The organism is Thiobacillus sp. 65-1402 (genome assembly GCF_001897685.1).
In the GTDB taxonomy this organism is placed as follows: Bacteria; Pseudomonadota; Gammaproteobacteria; order Burkholderiales; family Thiobacillaceae; genus Thiobacillus.
In genome coordinates, this window is record NZ_MKUG01000043.1 from 1 (window position 1) to 17,231 (window position 17,231).

At 62.0% G+C, this 17,231-nt stretch carries 16 protein-coding genes; 14 read left to right on the top strand and 2 right to left on the bottom strand.

Features of this window, described 5'->3' with window-relative positions; genetic code table 11:
• The coding region (locus BGO62_RS03435) for a transposase DNA-binding-containing protein (RefSeq protein ID WP_296639383.1) at nt 1-622 on the bottom strand (622 nt) is incomplete at its 3' end.
• 121 nt (nt 623-743) lie between these two features.
• Between BGO62_RS03435 and BGO62_RS03440 the strand changes: the two genes are divergently transcribed.
• The 9 genes from BGO62_RS03440 (at nt 744) to BGO62_RS03475 (ending at nt 11,065) form a co-directional block, all read left to right on the top strand.
• Nucleotides 744-2,003 carry an ankyrin repeat domain-containing protein gene (locus BGO62_RS03440; RefSeq protein WP_296639339.1) on the top strand — a complete coding sequence of 420 codons (1,260 nt, stop codon included), beginning with the start codon at nt 744-746 and terminating at the stop codon, nt 2,001-2,003.
• A 1,013-nt stretch (nt 2,004-3,016) separates the two neighbouring features.
• Nucleotides 3,017-4,072, top strand: a complete 1,056-nt coding sequence (locus BGO62_RS03445) for a multicopper oxidase domain-containing protein (protein ID WP_296639341.1) — start codon at nt 3,017-3,019, stop codon at nt 4,070-4,072.
• A 15-nt stretch (nt 4,073-4,087) separates the two neighbouring features.
• Complete coding sequence (locus tag BGO62_RS03450) at nt 4,088-4,780, top strand: cytochrome C (protein ID WP_296639344.1); 693 nt, start codon at nt 4,088-4,090, stop codon at nt 4,778-4,780.
• The gene (locus BGO62_RS03455) at nt 4,777-5,175 is read left to right on the top strand and encodes a cytochrome c (protein ID WP_296639346.1); all 399 of its coding nucleotides are present in this window, start codon (nt 4,777-4,779) and stop codon (nt 5,173-5,175) included. Before BGO62_RS03450 ends, BGO62_RS03455 begins: the two co-directional genes overlap by 4 nt.
• 17 nt (nt 5,176-5,192) lie before the next feature.
• Nucleotides 5,193-6,128, top strand: coding sequence for a multicopper oxidase domain-containing protein (locus tag BGO62_RS03460; protein WP_296639347.1), 936 nt, complete (start codon nt 5,193-5,195; stop codon nt 6,126-6,128).
• Nucleotides 6,129-6,268: 140 nt separating this feature from the next.
• Nucleotides 6,269-6,538 (top strand): heavy metal-binding domain-containing protein, encoded by a 270-nt coding sequence (locus tag BGO62_RS16345; RefSeq protein WP_363923758.1) that lies wholly within the window; start codon nt 6,269-6,271, stop codon nt 6,536-6,538.
• Entirely contained in the window at nt 6,487-6,645 is a 159-nt protein-coding gene (locus BGO62_RS03465; protein WP_296639348.1) for a hypothetical protein, read from the top strand. The genes BGO62_RS16345 and BGO62_RS03465 overlap by 52 nt, the downstream gene beginning before the upstream one ends.
• Nucleotides 6,642-7,958, top strand: a complete 1,317-nt coding sequence (locus BGO62_RS03470) for an efflux RND transporter periplasmic adaptor subunit (protein WP_296639349.1) — start codon at nt 6,642-6,644, stop codon at nt 7,956-7,958. The genes BGO62_RS03465 and BGO62_RS03470 overlap by 4 nt, the downstream gene beginning before the upstream one ends.
• A 2-nt stretch (nt 7,959-7,960) precedes the next feature.
• Nucleotides 7,961-11,065, top strand: coding sequence for a CusA/CzcA family heavy metal efflux RND transporter (locus tag BGO62_RS03475; RefSeq protein ID WP_296639351.1), 3,105 nt, complete (start codon nt 7,961-7,963; stop codon nt 11,063-11,065).
• Here BGO62_RS03475 and BGO62_RS03480 read toward each other — a convergent pair.
• On the bottom strand, nt 11,062-12,426 hold the full coding sequence (locus tag BGO62_RS03480; RefSeq protein WP_296639354.1) for a sigma 54-interacting transcriptional regulator: 1,365 nt from the start codon (nt 12,424-12,426) through the stop codon (nt 11,062-11,064). The two genes, BGO62_RS03475 and BGO62_RS03480, sit on opposite strands and share 4 nt — an antisense overlap.
• A 253-nt stretch (nt 12,427-12,679) precedes the next feature.
• Here BGO62_RS03480 and BGO62_RS03485 point away from each other — a divergent pair, with 253 nt between their 5' ends.
• The 5 genes from BGO62_RS03485 to BGO62_RS03505 all read left to right on the top strand — a co-directional run bounded on the left by BGO62_RS03485 (nt 12,680) and on the right by BGO62_RS03505 (nt 17,202).
• Complete coding sequence (locus BGO62_RS03485) at nt 12,680-14,290, top strand: peptide chain release factor 3 (RefSeq protein WP_296639356.1); 1,611 nt, start codon at nt 12,680-12,682, stop codon at nt 14,288-14,290.
• 71 nt (nt 14,291-14,361) lie between these two features.
• Nucleotides 14,362-14,640: a DnaJ domain-containing protein gene (locus tag BGO62_RS03490; protein ID WP_296639358.1), complete on the top strand. Its 279-nt coding sequence runs from the start codon at nt 14,362-14,364 to the stop codon at nt 14,638-14,640.
• Entirely contained in the window at nt 14,637-15,176 is a 540-nt protein-coding gene (locus tag BGO62_RS03495) for a hypothetical protein (RefSeq protein ID WP_296639360.1), read from the top strand. Before BGO62_RS03490 ends, BGO62_RS03495 begins: the two co-directional genes overlap by 4 nt.
• A gap of 29 nt (nt 15,177-15,205) precedes the next feature.
• Nucleotides 15,206-15,955, top strand: a complete 750-nt coding sequence (locus BGO62_RS03500; RefSeq protein WP_296639361.1) for a hypothetical protein — start codon at nt 15,206-15,208, stop codon at nt 15,953-15,955.
• 11 nt (nt 15,956-15,966) lie between these two features.
• On the top strand, nt 15,967-17,202 hold the full coding sequence (locus BGO62_RS03505) for a hypothetical protein (protein ID WP_296639363.1): 1,236 nt from the start codon (nt 15,967-15,969) through the stop codon (nt 17,200-17,202).
• Nucleotides 17,203-17,231: the final 29 nt, after the last annotated feature.

A 17,231-nucleotide genomic window follows, 5' to 3' on the forward strand; every position in this document is an offset into this window, starting at 1 on the left:
CCCACAGTTTGCCCCCTTCGGGCAGCGCCCGGTTGTGCTGGGAGCGGACCAGCCAGTCGGCGGGATGCTCCAGATCGCGGGCTTGCGCCATCAGGGCCACGATGTCGGCCTCCCGATCCGCCACGTACACCAGACGGGTGTCCGGCAGGCTGGCCGCCAGTTCGGCGATGCGCATGTAGCCTTCCGTCCAGCGGGTGCTTTCCAGCAGGCCGCCCCGTTGTCCGTCCGCGTCCTTGGGCTCGCGCGCCCACATCCAGGCATCCAGCACCCCCAGGGGTTCCCGTTCCGGGCTAACCGCGTAGGTGGGATGGACGTACATGCCACGCTGCGCTTCATAGGACAGCGGTCCCAGACCGGCAATGCCTTGCCCGTTGAAGTCCAGTTCCGTGGTGTCCTGCAGGCACAGGACGACGGGATGGGCGCGCATGCGCGCCTCGGAACTGCGCCAGTGCGGCGCAAGGATGGCTTCCCATTCAACGTCGTCCTGGGACAGAAAGCGATACGCCGCCTGGGTTTCCGCCCAGCCTCCGCACGCTTGCGGAATGCTGGCCATCGGATTGGCGGCCATGCGCTCGGCCAGCAGCACCGTGCGCTTGTCCAGACGCCTGTCGCCGAGATCGATATCCTTGAACTCCTCCGCCGCCCAGCTCATCACGCAAACCTCGTATTACCAGAGAAGTCAGCATGTTACGGTGAGGCATTGAAGTTGTGTGTAATGGGATGCCTCTAAAGGGGTAAAGCCAGTGAAAAGCAGATTGAAATTCAGTCAGTCATTCTCGGCACTGGCCGTCCTGATAGCAATGGGCTTCACACTACATGCTATTGCAGGAAATATCCTGTGGGATGCGATCAGTCGAAATGACATGGGGAAAGCAAAAATACTAATAACCATCGGTGCCGACGTAAATCAAAAAAATAGTATAGGCAACCCAATACTTCACCACGCCGTGTCAAGTGGAAATCCGGAGCTGGCCAAACTGCTAATTTCCAAAGGTGCTGATGTAAATGCGAAAGGCCGATTTGACAGAGTTGCACTCCATTACGCGAACAAGAAAGGCATGGCGAAGATTCTTCTGGCACACGGTGCGAATGTAGATGCACCTACCAATTATGGTGAGACGCCGCTGCACTGGGCAGCAGAAGGTATAAATGGATTAGACAAACAAGTCGATTTGGTAGAGTTCGCAGAGGTCTTGATTGCGCATGGAGCTGATGTAAATAGAAAAACCGGTGAGGGCAGGTCCTATGCAACACCTCTGAATTATGCCGTCGCATCAAATAACCTCCCTGTCGCGAAGCTGCTTATAGTTCACGGCGCAGATGTTGAAGGAGGCGGCTCTTCGCCGTTAAGTGCTGCGGTAACGGTAGGCATGGCACAACTACTTGTAGATAACGGTGCGGGGGTGAACACGCGCTCGTCGGCAGGCTGGTATCCACTACATTCCGCCGCGAATAGGGCGAATATCAAAGTAACCAATTATTTGCTCTCGCGAGGCGCGAACCCGAATGCTGTCTCCGGAAACGGATACACCGCACTTTATATGGCAGCAGGAAGTGATTATGGCGCAGCCGTTACCGAGGCTTTATTGAGCTATGGTGCCGATCTGAATGCCAAGAATGCAAGTGGTCAAACAGCACTACACCAAGCGGCTTCTCAGGGAGCAACAAAGGTGATCGAAATACTGCTTGCTCACAAGGCAGACATTAATGCTGCCGACAACAGCGGCTATGTCCCGTTACTTGGAGCCATCTCGTATGGGATTAAGAATGGCAGGAAGCCGGTTGAAGTGCTCGTAAACAATGGGGCAAATGTAAACGCTGAAAGCGCTCGTGGCGAGACGCCATTGGGCAACGCAATACGGAGAGGTGATATTGAAGTCGTAAAACTACTTATTGGTCATGGTGCTAGCGTGAGTTCCAATAAATATGGGGTTTCACCACTTTACCTAGCGCGGGACTCAAAGGAAATTGCAGAGCTATTAAAGGAACATGGGGCACACTAAATTCGTAGGGAATCGTTTCTGTCTCTTTTTTCGAAGTTGGAAGCGCAAAAGCGATAGGGACTGCGTTCGTCTAATCCATCAATCCCGCAGATCTTCGCGAAGTACCTCGCATGCTGATGAATTGAACGTTGACGGGCTACTCGGGATCAATCACCGGGCATCGGCAAAGAACCCTGCAATTGACCGCTCCTGGCCGTTAGCAGTACTCCAAACTCTTTGCCTCGATCTCACTCATCGTAGCCAAATCGTAACCACCTCAAAATTCAGCACACGGTTTTCAGGGTTTCGCCTGGCTTCAAATCAATGTTGCAGGTGACGCAATGCATTGATTTAACAACATTTTTTAACCAATGGCGATCCTACGAACCAAGGGGTCAGGAGTTCGAATCTCTTCGGGCGCACCACACACCAGAAAGGCCGATTCCATCAAGGAGCCGGCCTTTTTGCATTCCGGCTGCGGCGAGTGGATCCAGGCGCCAAACGCTTGATATCGAAAACGCAAACCACCCCATAAGAACTGGCCCAGGCGTGTTTGCGGAACGCCTGTATAGCAAACGGTTACGGCACGCCCAACACCACAATTCATCTCTTGGCAGCCCATTCAAAAGACCCGCAGCGATGCGGGTCTTTTTCGTTTGCCAGCCTGAATCTTCATTAGCCTCCGGCACGACAACGCTTGCGTCACGCGCAGCGCGGCTGCTCACCGCACCTGTGCGCGCCCCGACCATCGACAGGCAATCCGCTTCCCGCCGGATTGCCCGATCCGCTCCTTGCTCCCTGGCAGCACGAAATCACGCAGACCGACACGATGGCGGTTAACGGCCATGCGTTAACAGTAAACGTTCATTTTACTGTTTATTGTTAACAAAAAACATCGCTCCTATCGAACAAAAAACACAATTCCATTAAAAATCAAAAAGATAAAACCTGGCACGACTATCGCTTATAAGGGTTTTGTGAACTAATCGATTCAATGCATGAAAAACACTCGACCGCTTGAGAAGGAAACGCCGATGCCACAAAAGTCCACCGCATTCACCGCCGCATCCCATCTGAAGAACATGGCTTTCGTCCTTGCCGTACTGGCAGCGCCCACTGCGAGCTGGGCGGAAAAACGGACGTTCGACATGACGATCGAAGACACCAAGATCATGCTGGTGGACAAGCAGGCATTCCACACGTTTGCCTTCAACGGCCAGGTCCCGGGGCCGCTGATCCACGTCAAGGAAGGCGACGAGGTCACGGTCAACGTCAACAACCTCACCACCCTGCCGCACACGATCCACTGGCATGGATTGCTGCAAAAAGGCAGCTGGCGGATGGATGGTGTGCCGGATACGACGCAAGCGGCGATCAAGCCCGGCGACAGCTTCACTTACAAGTTCGTGGCCGAGCCTTCCGGCACCATGTGGTACCACTGCCACGTCAACGTCAACGAGCATGCGGCGATGCGCGGCATGTGGGGGCCGTTCATCATCGACCCGAAAACCCCCAAACCGATCGAGAAGAAAGTCACCAAGGATTACATCATGATGTTGTCCGACTGGGCCTCGAAATGGGCTTTCAAGCCCGGGTACGGCGGTGTGCCGGGGGACGTGTTCGACTACTTCACCCTCAACGGCAAGGCCTTTCCCGATTCGCAGCCGCTGCGCGTGAACAAGGGCGACGTGGTCAGATTGCGCCTGATCGGCGCGGGCGATCTGACCCATTCCATCCATATCCACGGCCACGTCTTCCTGGTGGCGTTCAAGGATGGGCGCCCGCTGCCCGCCCCCTATGAGGCGGACACCATCATGGTGGGGCCTGGCGAGCGCTACGACCTCATCCTCACCATGGACAACCCGGGGCGCTGGATGGTGCACGACCACGTCGACTCCCACACGATGAACGGAGACAAGCCGATGGGCGGCTTGATGACGGTCATCGAATACAACGAAATCAGCCGCGACGATCCCTTCTACGCCTGGAAAGACAAGGTGTTCGAGCCCGATTTCTACTACGAAGAATCCCTGAAAAAACCCTACGGCATGCATGACGCAGCCGTGTTCAAGGGACAGGCCATTCAATAAGCGAAAGGATCAATGATGAATCGACACCTCCTGGCTGCATTGGGGTTGGGGCTTATCGCCGGCCCGGCGCTTGCCGCTGACGGCATCGGCGCCGGCCTCCTGAAGTCGCAATGCATCGGTTGCCATGCCATCGCAAAACCGGAAAGCACCAGCCTCGACCGCCTGTGGGAACGGAAGGGGCCGGACCTTTATTACGCGGGCATCAAGTTCAACAAGCCCTGGCTGGAAAAATGGCTGCAGAACCCGGTGCGTATCCGCCCGGCCGGCGAGCTTTACGCCCGCCATGTGAAAGCCGGCGACAAGGAAGACGTGGTGGACGAGTCGGGCATGGCCTCTCATCCCAAGCTGTCCAAGGCGGATGCCGAAGCGGTTGCCAAAGCGCTCATGGCGCTTGTCGCCCCGGCCGAACTGGTGAGCAAGGGGGCATTCAAGGGCGAAAAAGTCAGCATGGCGATGGGGGGCATGTTCTTTGGCAAGCTGCGCGGCTGCGGCGCGTGCCACATGGCCAAACCCGGCTTTGGCGGCGCGTCCGGCGCCGAACTCTACACCGCCGGCGAGCGCCTGCAGGGGGATTACATCTACAGCTACATCAAGAACCCGCAGCAGTTCGATCCGCGCATCTGGATGCCCACGCTCAATCTTGCCGAACCCGATCTGCAGCGGCTGACGGGCTACATCCTTCAACTCGGCGCAACGGAGGCCAAATGATGACGAATAGCAGGCAGCTCGCTTCCGCGTTTTCCCTGGCAGGGCTCGCCCTGGCTTCCTGTTTCATGCTGCCGGCCAATGCCGCTGCCGCAAACGAGCAGTACGCCAAGGCTGCGCGCAACTACGACACCTATTGCGCCCAGTGCCACGGCATCAACCGCAACGGCCGCGGCATCAACAGCCGCGACATGTCGGTCCAGCCGCGCGACCACACCGACGCCAAGGGAATGGGCGACATCCCGGAAAACGAAATCCTCAAGGTCATCAAGGAAGGCGGCCTGGCGGTGAACAAGTCGGTGCTCATGCCCGCCTGGGGCAATGTGATGAGCGATACGGAAATCAGGGAAATGGCGGCGTATCTGCGCCATGTGTGCAACTGCGGTTCAGGTAAATAAACAAGGAGTTCGATCATATGAAACAAAAAAAACTGATGGGCCTGGCCCTGGCTGGATTGACGGCATTGTCTTTGCTGGCATTCCAGGCCCAGGCCAAAACGGTGAAGGTCACGCTGCACGCGACGGAGGTGGACCTGCCGATCGACAACAAGGGCACGATGTACAAAACCTGGACCTTCGACGGCAAGGTGCCCGGCCCGGTGGTGCGCGTCACCGAGGGCGACACGGTGGAGTTCACGCTGATCAATGACAAGAACAGCAAAAACTCCCACTCGATGGACTTTCACGCGGCCAGGGTGGATGTGGTCAAAGATTTCGGCTCCATCAAGCCGGGCGAATCCAAGACCTTCACCTATACGGCGGACTACCCGGGCGTGTTCTTCTACCATTGCGGTTCCGATCCGATGATCCAGCACATCGCGCGCGGCATGTTCGGCGCGATCATCGTCGACCCCAAGGATCCGAAAGCCATGCCCAAGGCCGACCGCGAGTACGTGATCGTCCAGTCCGAGCTCTACGCCAACCCGGACGCCAAGGAAGACATGATGGCGAACAAGTGGAGCAACGTCATGTTCAACGGCGGCATCTTCAAATACGATCCGGTGCATGACCCTGCCGCGACCCGCTGGCTGCAGGCCAAGCCCGGCGAGCGCGTGCGCATCTACTTCGTGAATGCCGGCCCCAACGAGTTCTCTTCCTTCCACCCCATCGCCGGCATCTGGGACAAGGTCTACGCGAGCGGCAATCCGAAAAACGTCCAGCACGGCCTGCAAAGCTTCACCGTCGGCCCGGGCGACGCCGCCACCTTCGATCTGATTTCGCCGGTGGAAGGCGCCAACGCGATCGTCACGCATTCGCTGAAAGGCGCGCTGACCGGCGCCATCGCGGTGCTGATGTACAGCAACGACGCCGATCCGAAAATGGGCCGCGGCGAGCAGATCATCGTGCGATAAGCCGGGCCAGCAGGAGGAAGCAAGCCGTTTCCTCCTGCCCCGCCGTCTTCAGGCCATGCGGCCTTCCCAACATTGGCCGGCCCGTGCAGTCGCACGGCGGCCTGGCAGGAATCAAAATGAATTGCAAACGTACATACAAAATGCTCACCGGCATTTTGGCGCTCTGCTTGTTGCATGCCGCGGGCATCTGTCTTGCATCCGCTGCGCAACCCGCTGTCGCGCATGCAGCGGACAGCAGCGCTGCCGGCAAGGCCAACGTTGCCGCCAACGGCCAGCTCGACCCCCTGTCCCCAAAAAACGCCGGGAAGGGCTGGACCTGCCCGATGCACCCCGAGGTGCACAAGCACGAACCGGGCAAATGCCCGATATGCAAAATGAATCTGGTGAAAGCGAAAAGCCGGAGCAGCTAGGCGTGACGAACAAACCCGGCTCGAGCGCGGCCGCCCGGCTGCCGGCAGGCCACCGCTTCACGCACGCCATCCGGCTATCGCCGCATTCCACAGGGCGCGACGCATGACAAGGCCGTTCGTCAAGCTGCGCCGTTTCGGTCTGCTGCTGGTCATGGCTGCCGGCGCGGCCGCCAGCGGCTATTACGCCGGACACCGGCCGCACCATGACGCCCCCCGCACGATGCCGCCCGCCCATGCGGAAGGCAGCCTCGACCGCCTGGATGAGGGAGCGTCCGCGAAGAAGCTTTGGGTATGCCCGATGCACTCGCACATACTCCAGGACCATGCGGGCTCCTGTCCCGTTTGCGGCATGGATCTGGTCGAGTCCGGCGGCACGCAGGCGCACGACAGCGGCGGCGTTCAGGTGGATGCGGCCTCGTTGCAGCGGCTGGGCGTCAGGCTGGCCAGCGTGGAGCGTCAGGCGCTCGGCCGGGAGGTGCAAACCTACGGCAATGTGGCGATCGACGAATCGTCGATCCGCAACGTCAGCCCGAAGGTCGAAGGCTGGATCCGCAAGCTGCACGTCGACGCGGTGGGACAGCCGGTCCGCGCCGGACAAATCCTCTACGAGATCTATTCGCCGGAGCTGGTGCAGCGCCAGCGCGAATACATCGAATTGCTGCAGCGGCGCGATCAACTGCTGCAGCGCATGACCGAGCTGTCCGGGCAGAACGCCCAGGTGGCGGCGAGCCTGGCGCGGGAGCGGATTCGCAGCCGCGAAAGATTCGGCCACGCCGACGTCAGTCCGGACATCCTCGACAGGATCGAAAAAACCCACCGCACCGTGGATGTGGTGGCCGTGCGCGCGTCTGCCTCCGGTTTCGTCACCCAGATTGGCGCGCGCGAGGGCAGCTATGTCGGCCCGGCGACCAATCTGCTTTCGCTCGCGGACACCGCCACGGTCTGGATCGACATCGTGCTGTATCCCGATCAGCTGGCCTGGGTCAGGGAAGGCGACGAAGTGACGGTCAGGCTGCCGCACTCCGATGAGCCCTTGCTCAAGAGCCGCCTGAAATTTGCCAGCCCGACGCTGGACAATGCAAGCCGCACCGTGCGGGCACGGCTTGTCGCAGACAACGCGCGGCAACGGCTGCGGCCCGGCTCCTTCGTCGATGTCGTCGTCGCCGCCCGCCCGCACCAGGCGCTGGCGCTGCCGCGCTCCGCGGTGATGCGAACCGGCAAGGGCAACATGGTCATGCTCGCCCGCGGCAACGGGCACTTCATCCCGTTTCCGGTCGAGACCGGCATTGAAAGCAGCGACCTGATCGAAATCACGGAGGGGCTGCAGGAAGGCGCGCAGGTTGCCGTGAACGGCCAGTTCCTGCTGGATGCCGCCGCCTCCCTCAGCGATGCGGCGCAGCGCATGCAGGGCAGTCATTAGACATGGTACAGCGCCTGATCGAGTGGTCGCTGCGCAACCGCTTGCTGGTACTGCTGGGCACCCTGCTGCTGGCGGGATGGGGGATTTATTCCGCGCAGCACATGGCGCTCGACGCCATCCCCGACCTGTCCGACACGCAGGTCATCGTCAAGACCGGCTACGCCGGCCAATCGCCGCAAGCGGTGGAGGACCAGGTGACCTTCCCGCTTGCTTCGGCGCTGCTGTCGGTGCCCGGCTCCACCGCGGTGCGTGGCTTTTCCATGTTCGGCGAGTCCTACATCTACATCATCTTCAAGGAAGGCACCGACCCTTACTGGGCGCGTTCGCGGGTGCTGGAATACCTAAGCCAGGTGGCGTCGCGCCTGCCCCCGGGCGTTGCCCCCACGCTCGGGCCGGACGCTTCCGGCGTCGGCTGGGTATTCGAATACGCGCTGGTCGACCGGCACCACCGCTACGACGCCGACCAGCTGCGCGCCACCCAGGACTTCTTCCTGAAATACGAATTGCAAAGCCTGCCCGGCGTGGCCGAAGTGGCCAGCGTGGGCGGCATGGCGCGCCAATTCCAGATCGAGATGAACCCGAACCGGCTGGCGGCCTACAATCTCACGCTGGACAAGGTAGGCCAGGCCGTGCGCGACAGCAACCAGTCCGGCGGCGGCTCGATCGTGGAGATGGGGCATGCCGAGTACATGGTCAGAGCGCGCGGCTACCTCAAGACGCTGGACGATTTCCGGCAGATTCCGCTGGCGACGGACGCCGAGGGAATCCCGGTCCGGCTGCAGGACGTGGCGCATATCCAGACCGGGCCGGAACTGCGGCGCGGCGTGGCCGACCTCGACGGCGAGGGCGAGGTCACCGGCGGCATCGTGGTCATGCGCTACGGCCACAATGCGCTGGAAACCGTGGAGCGCGTCAAGGCCCGCCTCAAGGAGCTTCAGGCGGGCCTGCCGCCCGGCATCGAGCTGGTGGTCACCTACGACCGATCCGGCCTGATCAAGCGCGCCATCGACAACCTGCGCAGCAAGCTGGTGGAAGAATCGCTGGTGGTGGCCCTGGTCTGCCTGCTGTTCCTGTTCCACCTGCGCTCCTCCCTGGTGGCGGTGTTCACCCTGCCGGTCGGCATCCTGACCGCGTTCATCCTCATGAAGCAACAGGGCGTCACCGCCGACATCATGTCGCTGGGCGGCATCGCGATTGCCATCGGCGCCATGGTGGACGGCGCCATCGTGATGATCGAGAACATGCACAAGCATCTCGAGCGCGCCGGCCCCGGCTGCGACCATTGGGAAGTGGCGCGGGCGAGCGCGGTGGAAGTCGGCCCCGCGCTGTTCTTTTCCCTGCTGGTCATCACGGTTTCCTTTCTGCCGGTGCTCATGCTCGTCGGCCAGGAAGGCAAGCTGTTCGTGCCGCTCGCCTATACCAAGACCTATGCCATGGCGGCCAGCGCCGCCCTGGCGGTGACGCTGACCCCGGTATTGATGGGGTATTTCATCCGCGGCCGCATCACGGCGGAACACCGCAACCCGCTCAACCGCGTCCTGCAGGCGCTTTACCGGCCGGCCCTGCTGGCCTCCCTCAGGCGGCCCGGGAGCGTGCTGCTGCTGGCCGTGCTGCTGCTCGCCAGCGTGGCCTGGCCGGTTTCCCGCCTGGGCAGCGAGTTCATGCCGCCGCTGTACGAGGGCGACCTGCTGTACATGCCCACCACGCTGCCCGGCGTGTCGGTCGACGAGGCGGCGCATATCCTGCAGATCACCGACCGCCTGATCCGCCAGATGCCCGAAGTGGAGCGCGTCTTCGGCAAGGCCGGGCGTGCCGACAGCGCCACCGACCCGGCGCCGCTGTCCATGCTGGAAACCACCATCCTGCTCAAGCCCAGAAGCGAGTGGCCGGCCGGCCAAACCGTGGAACAGCTGATCCAGAAGCTCGACCAGACGGTGCGGCTGCCGGGGCTGACCAATTCCTGGGGCTATCCGATCCGCACCCGCATCGACATGCTATCCACCGGCATCCGCACCGCGGTCGGCATCAAGATCACCGGCCCCGACCTGGCTGGCATTGCCGCGCTGGCGGAAACGCTCGAACGGGTGTTGCAGCAGGTTCCCGGGACGCGCGCGGTATTCGGCGAGCGCGTGACCGGCGGGCGCTATCTGGACATCGATGTCGACCGCGCCCAGGCCGCGCGCTACGGCGTCACGGTGGCCGACGTGCAGCGCCTGGTGCAGAGCGCCATCGGCGGGGAAAACATCAGCACCGTGGTGGACGGGCGCGAGCGCTTTTCCGTCAACCTGCGCTACCCGCGTGCCCTGCGCGACTCGCTGGACGCCATGGCCGCCAGCCGGGTCACGACCCCGGCCGGCATCCAGGTTCCGCTCGGCACCCTGGCGAAGCTGAGCATCAGCGACGGGCCGGCCGAGATCAAGAGCGAGAACGGGCGGCTTACCGGCTATGTCTACGTCGACATGGAGGGACGCGATCTGGGGGGCTACGTCGATGCCGCCAGGCGGGCCGTCGAAGCGCAGGTCAAGCTGCAGCCGGGCTACGCCATCGCCTGGTCGGGGCAGTACGTGAACATGCAGCACGCCAGGGAGCGGCTGCAATGGGTCATCCCGTTCACCCTGCTGCTCGTTCTGCTGCTGCTTTACCTGCATTTCCGCCACCCCGGCAAGGTGCTGCTGGTGGCCATCTGCCTGCCCTTCTCGCTGGTGGGCGGTTTCTGGCTCACCTACTGGCTGGGCTACAACCTGTCCGTCGCAGTGGGGGTCGGGTTCATCGCGCTGGCCGGGGTGGCGGCGGAATTCGGCGTGGTCATGCTGCTGTATCTCGACAACGCCATCAAGGAAGCGCGCCAGGCCGGGCGCCTGATCGACCACGCCGCGCTGCGCCAGGCGATCGTTCAGGGCGCCTTGCTGCGCGTGCGGCCCAAGATGATGACGGTGGCGGTGATCGTGGCCGGCCTGCTGCCCGTCATGTTCAGCGACGGCGCCGGCTCCGATGTCATGAAGCGCATTGCGGCGCCGCTGGTGGGCGGCATGCTGACCGCGCCGCTGCTGTCGCTCTTCGTCATCCCCGCCCTGTACTGGCTGTGGCACCGGCGCCAGCCGGTTTAGCTGTTCTGCCTGAGCCGCTTCCATAAGGTGGTGCGCGACATCCCCAGCCGGCGTGCCGCCTCGGCCTTGTTCCCGCCGCTTTCGGCGAGCACCCGGGAAATGATTTCGGCTTCGTTTACGGGCTGCCGCTGCGGGCGGTAATAGGGCCGCGCCAGCAACGGCTCCGGCGCCGCAACGCCGGGAGCGGGCGGCGCAACGTACTCGATCTCGGGCGGAAAATGCTGCGGCAGGATGGTCGGACCATCCGCATGCACCAGCGCATATTCGAGCGCATTGAACAGTTGCCTGATGTTTCCCGGCCAGTCGTAGGCTTCGAGGGCGAGCAGCGCTTCGTGGGCGAGCCGCAGATTGTCCCGCTTGTAGCGCTTTCCCAGATCGCCAAGCAACTTGTTGGCGAGCATGGAGATGTCCTCCTTGCGCTCGCGCAGCGGCGGAACGTGCAGGGGAAGCACGCGCAAGCGGTAGTAGAGGTCTTCCCTGAAGCCCCCGCGCTCGACCATTGCCGCCAGATTCCGGTGCGTCGCCGCGATGACGCGGACATTCACCGGGCGGGCGTGGTTTTCCCCCAAGCGCACCACCTCTTTTTCCTGCAGCACGCGCAACAGCTTGACCTGCGTGCCGAGCGGAATTTCGCCGACTTCGTCCAGCAGCAGCGTGCCTCCCTCGGCGGCCTCGAAGCGGCCGATTTTTGCCACGGTCGCGCCGGTGAAAGCGCCCTTGGCATAGCCGAACAATTCCGATTCAAGAAGATTTTCGGGAAGCGACGCGCAATGCACCGGGATGTAAGGCCCCTTGCAGCGCTCGGAATTGTCGTGCAGCGCCTTGGCGACCAGTTCCTTGCCGCTGCCGCTCTCGCCGGTCAGCAGCACGCTGGCATTGCTCGGGGCCGCCCGCAGAATTTGCGAATAAAGCTTCTGCATCGCCGGGCCATGGCCAACCATGCTGCCCAATTGCAGGCGTTCCGTGACTTTCTGCTCCAGTTCCGCCTCGTGCGAGCGATCCCGCAAAATGATCGCGCAGGACAGCGGCAGGTTTTCCGACGGCGGCAGCGGTCTGGCCCACATCCGCAGGAATACGGAGGTGTTGTCCGGGCGCTGCAGCACGATGTCCTGGATGACGTCGCCGGCCTTCCAGTCGTGGGTCAGCGCACATCTGCCGCGTTTTTCGCATGCCTGGGCGCATCCTGTCCCCTTGAAAATGCTGGGGCAGAGCAGATTGACCAGGTTCTCGCCTTCGCGCCCGACCATCTGCGTGGCCGCCCGGTTGGCCGCCAGCACTTTCCGGTTCTTGTCCAGAAACAGCACCCCTTCTTCCAGGCTATCCAGAAACAGATTGAGCATGGGAATTGTCATCATGGTCATTTCACCGCCGTTCACAATCGACGTCAAAGATAACGTCGATTGTGAACGGCAGCAATGCTTTTCCATGGCCGCAGCCTCCGCCCTCCTCCGGAAGCCCGATGCCGCGCGCGCCGCCCCCCCCGGTCCGCTTCCATTGCGGCAAACCGGCCGGAGGCACGGGTTCAGCCGGCCCAGGTTTGATTCGGCAGCGATGCCGGTTCGCCAAGCGCGGCGGCTCCGGTAAAATGCCGGGTTTTGCCGCCCGCACCCCCTCATGGAAACCACCTCCGCATCGCCCCTTGCGCGCGATGTCAAAAAGCGCCGCACCTTCGCCATCATTGCCCACCCCGACGCGGGTAAAACCACGCTGACCGAAAAGCTGCTGCTGTTCGGCGGCGCGATCCAGATGGCCGGCACGGTGAAGGCGCGCAAAAGCGGAAGATACGCCACCTCCGACTGGATGGAGGTCGAGCGCGAGCGCGGCATTTCGGTGGCGAGTTCGGTGATGCAGTTCTCCCACGGCGACTGCGTCTTCAACCTGCTCGACACCCCCGGCCACAAGGATTTCTCCGAGGACACCTACCGCGTGCTGACCGCGGTGGACGCCGCCATCATGGTGGTCGACGCCGCCAAGGGCGTGGAGGAGCAGACCATCAAGCTCCTGGAAGTGTGCCGCCTGCGCGACACCCCCATCATCACCTTCATCAACAAGATGGATCGCGAGGTGCGCGAACCGCTGGAGCTGCTGGACGAGATCGAGTCGATCCTGAAGATCCACTGCGCGCCGGTGACCTGGCCGATCGGCATGGGCAAGCGCTTCCAGGGCGTGTACCACCTGATCAACAACGAGATCCTGCGCTTCAAAGCCGGCGAGGAAAACGCCGACCAGCCCTTCGAATCGCTGCAGGGCCTGGGCGACGCGGCCCTGAAGGAGCGCTTCCCGCTGGAAGCCGACGCCCTGCTGGCGGAAATCGAGCTGGTGCGCGGCGCCGGCGCCAGCTTCGATCTCGACGCCTTCCTGGCGGGCAGGCAGACGCCGGTGTTCTTCGGCTCCGGGGTCAACAATTTCGGCGTGCGCGAAGTGCTGCGCGCGCTGGCCGACTGGGCGCCCTCGCCGCAGCCGCGCGAGGCGGTCGAACGCACGGTCGACCCCGCCGAGCCCAAGTTCACCGGCTTCGTGTTCAAGATCCAGGCCAACATGGACCCGCAGCACCGCGACCGCATCGCCTTCTTCCGCGTCTGCTCCGGCCGCTACAGCCCCAACATGAAAGTGCGCCACCGCCGCACCGGCAAGGACATGAAGATCGCCAACGCCGTGGTGTTCATGGCCAACGAGCGCACCCGCATGGAAGACGCGGTGGCCGGCGACATCATCGGCATCCACAACCACGGCCAGCTGCACATCGGCGACACCCTCACCGAAGGCGAGGCCCTGCAGTACAAAGGCATTCCCTACTTCGCCCCCGAACTGTTCTCCAAGCCGCGCCTGCGCGACCCGCTGCGCGCCAAGCAGCTGAACAAGGGCCTCCTGGAACTCGGCGAGGAAGGCGCGGTGCAGGTGTTCGAGCCGTTCGCCGACAACACCCTGCTGATCGGCGCAGTCGGCCAGCTGCAGTTCGAGGTCGTCGCCCATCGCCTGAAAACCGAGTACGGCGTCGACGCCAGCTTCGAGAACGCCGGCATCTACACCGCCCGCTGGGTCACCTGTCCCGACGCCCTGCACCTCGCCGAATTCACCAAGGCCAATTCGCTCAAGCTGGCGAAGGACGTCGATGGCAACCTGGTGTATCTGGCGGACACGCGGGTGAATCTGACGCTGGCGCAGGAACGCTGGCCCAAGGTCGCGTTCCACGACACGCGGGAGCATGGGCAGGTGATGGGCTAGGCGCCGTCGCCTGCCAATCATGCGAACCCGGTCCGGCACGGATGGATTAATGGACACCTGAAAAGGACGTTATGCAGGACAGCTATGGAATACTGGGCATCTCGCCCACCGCAACGGCGGACTCAATCAAGGCCGCTTACCGGAAAAAGGCCGCGCAGTACCACCCCGACAAGAACCCGTCTGCGGATGCGTCGGTGCGCTTCAGGGAAATTCAGGAAGCCTATGAAGTGCTTTCCGATCCCGCGCGCCGCAAGGCCTACGACGAATACCGGCAACGCAATCTGATCGAAGACCCTTTGGCTGTCGCCTGGGACATTTCAGGCAAATACATCCAGGACGCCCTGCAGTGAAAAAATCCCCTTATTTTTCCGAGCTCATCAAGAACTACATCGACGAGATCGACGATCTGGTGACGGACTCCGAAGGCAAGTCGGTGCTGCAAAAGCGCCTGAACGAGAAGCGCCGGGAGATCGATGCCATCCTGCCGATGATCGAATTCAGCCCGGAAATGGTCGCGGTTGCTTTCTACGGCGCGTTTGATTTCAACTCGGCTGAAATCATGCAGCAAGTCGTGCTGAGCGAACCCGGGGACAGCGCTTTCTTCGCCTGGTCCGAACTGGAAAGCGAGCTGAGCGTGTCAAGCTGGGCCCGGCCCCTGATCGATTCGTCGCTGAAGGTGGATGGGGGCGACGCCTTCCTCGTCACCACGGCCGCGCTGGAATTCATGCGCGGCAGGGATTCTGCGTCTGCGCCGATGCGCGAGTCGGAGCCGGAAGCCGATCGGGGAGACGGCGACGAAAACCGCGACGAGGATGGAATGGACGACCTGAATGAAGCGGGCGCGGACTGGCTCGCCGAGCAGGGATTTGATCCGCTGGATCGCTAAGCGCAACTATTCATCGAGAAGGACATGGCATGCATCCGGTTGTTTTGAAATCCTCGCAGCTGATTTTTGCCGGCGACATCGCCGGCGCCGAGAACGCGCTCGCGACCATTGCCGACGAACAGGGCGATCACGCGCTGGTGGAGATCCTCGACGAGTTGCAGCCCAAGGATCTGCTTGCGGTCATGCGCGAATTCGATTCGTCCAGGGAATCCGTGGTGAACATGCTGGTCACGCCCGAGCAGTTCGCCCGCTCGATCGTGCTGGAAAAGAAGTACGGCGATCGCACCAGCGAAAGGCTGCGCGCCATGATGAACGCCGTCATCCACCGCGACGCCGACAGCGCCCACGAATACCTTGAAGCCATGGCCGACATCGAGGGGGGCAGCGATACGCTGGCCGACTATTTTGCCGACCATTACGACGAAATCTTCAGCTTCGCCTCCAGCGGAAGCTTTGTGCCGCAGCTCGATCCCGATTCCGATGCCAAGACCCACAACACCTGGCTCATGGAAAAAATCGAGGAAATCGACCATGGCCTGGCCTTCGGCAACTTCATCGAAGATACGCGGCCCGTGCTTTCCCGTTCGGAAATCGCCGATGGCGACTGGATGGAAACCGCATGGGTGCTTCGCTACGAAGTGCCCGATGCGTTCGAGGAAGTGCTGATCATCCTGCGCGACCGTGCGCAAAAAACCCTGGAACAGCTTGATGTGGCGTCGATTCCTGAAGCACCGGGTTCCGAGGCGGCGGCGGGCAACGAAGAAGAGTCGGCCATTTAAGGGCACGCTGCATGGCCACCGCACTCACGACCTTCGACAACCGGCCGTTTTTTGACAAGGCCCTGCGTTACGGTGTCCAGCAGGGAATGCTCACGCCTGCGCTGTTGCAAGGCATCCAGGAAGGCTTTTCGAAGGGCATCGTCCAGATCGCCAACTATTTCGGCACCGCGTATTTGCGGCCCGAACTCGAACTCGCGCTGCACCGCATGGTGAACCTGGTCAGCCTCTACCTGGAGGACCTGTCTGAGGGCGACCTGCAGATTGCTGCCGCCTCCCTGCGCGACAAGACCTTGCTGTCGCACTCCAAGGCCGGCTCGGACATGCTCAAGCAGCTCCATGCGATGCCGGACAGCACGCTGATCGTCGGCCGTTCGGTTTCACCCGAGAACCAGCGCGCCTATCTCGATGAAAAGACGGCTGCGGACACCCTCTCCCTTACCGAATACCGGTCCGAGCTGGCCATGCGTCAAGCGCACCGGAACACCATCGATTTCGCGTTCTGGCTGGCCGGGAAAATGGGCGTTTCCCGCGACGACATCGATGAAGCCAATTCTCTGATCCGCAGCGCCATGCTGGTGTTCTTTGTCGACCAGGCTGAGCTGACGCTGCCGACCCGCACCGCGTTTGTCGGCTTGATCAAGGCCGCCAAGCCGGCGAAAGCCAGGTTGAATGACGCCCGGATGAAGGCCTTCCTCAAGGAGGCCCCCACGGAATTTCAGCAGCTTGCGCAACGCGCGATGGCTCGTTTCATCGAAAAGGATTTGCCGCAGATTCGCTCCGCCTCCAGCACGGCCGATAAATTGCTGTACGGCGAGTCGAGCGAAACGTATTTCGTCCGCGAAAGCCTGGACGAGGACGTCAGGGAATACGATCGCCTGGTTGCCAGGGAGTGGGATCGCGTGACGCGTGGCGAAGCGGACGACCCGGCGGTCGTCGCCACGGTGTGCTTCTTCGTTGCCACCGGATTCCCCCCCAAAGCCGCCATGCTGCTGCGGGAAGCCAGGGAAGTCATCCGTATTTTTCGAACGCGCGGGTTTGATTCCCGGGCCGTCGTCACGTTTATCGACGACCATGCGCCGGAGGCGATCCGCGAAGATTTGAAGTCATCCTGGATGGACGATCTGCGACGCGAAGCCGAAGAACGGCTCGCCGACCGCGACCCCGATTGGCCGGACGCCCACATGGAGCGTGCCCTCGAATACCTGAGGCAGACCTGCCGCGTGACTTGGAAAGCCCGTAAACGGTAACGCTTGCGGCGAGCCGCGATCGAAACGGG

Coding starts and splice junctions, on each gene's coding strand:
- BGO62_RS03450 (WP_296639344.1), top strand. CDS start 4,088: ATGAATCGACACCTCCTGGCTGCATTGGGGTTGGGGCTTATCGCCGGC.
- BGO62_RS03470 (WP_296639349.1), top strand. CDS start 6,642: ATGACAAGGCCGTTCGTCAAGCTGCGCCGTTTCGGTCTGCTGCTGGTC.
- BGO62_RS03455 (WP_296639346.1), top strand. CDS start 4,777: ATGATGACGAATAGCAGGCAGCTCGCTTCCGCGTTTTCCCTGGCAGGG.
- BGO62_RS03505 (WP_296639363.1), top strand. CDS start 15,967: ATGGCCACCGCACTCACGACCTTCGACAACCGGCCGTTTTTTGACAAG.
- BGO62_RS03480 (WP_296639354.1), bottom strand. CDS start 12,426: ATGACCATGATGACAATTCCCATGCTCAATCTGTTTCTGGATAGCCTG.
- BGO62_RS03500 (WP_296639361.1), top strand. CDS start 15,206: ATGCATCCGGTTGTTTTGAAATCCTCGCAGCTGATTTTTGCCGGCGAC.
- BGO62_RS03465 (WP_296639348.1), top strand. CDS start 6,487: ATGCCCGATATGCAAAATGAATCTGGTGAAAGCGAAAAGCCGGAGCAG.
- BGO62_RS03485 (WP_296639356.1), top strand. CDS start 12,680: ATGGAAACCACCTCCGCATCGCCCCTTGCGCGCGATGTCAAAAAGCGC.
- BGO62_RS03460 (WP_296639347.1), top strand. CDS start 5,193: ATGAAACAAAAAAAACTGATGGGCCTGGCCCTGGCTGGATTGACGGCA.
- BGO62_RS16345 (WP_363923758.1), top strand. CDS start 6,269: ATGCTCACCGGCATTTTGGCGCTCTGCTTGTTGCATGCCGCGGGCATC.
- BGO62_RS03445 (WP_296639341.1), top strand. CDS start 3,017: ATGCCACAAAAGTCCACCGCATTCACCGCCGCATCCCATCTGAAGAAC.
- BGO62_RS03475 (WP_296639351.1), top strand. CDS start 7,961: ATGGTACAGCGCCTGATCGAGTGGTCGCTGCGCAACCGCTTGCTGGTA.
- BGO62_RS03490 (WP_296639358.1), top strand. CDS start 14,362: ATGCAGGACAGCTATGGAATACTGGGCATCTCGCCCACCGCAACGGCG.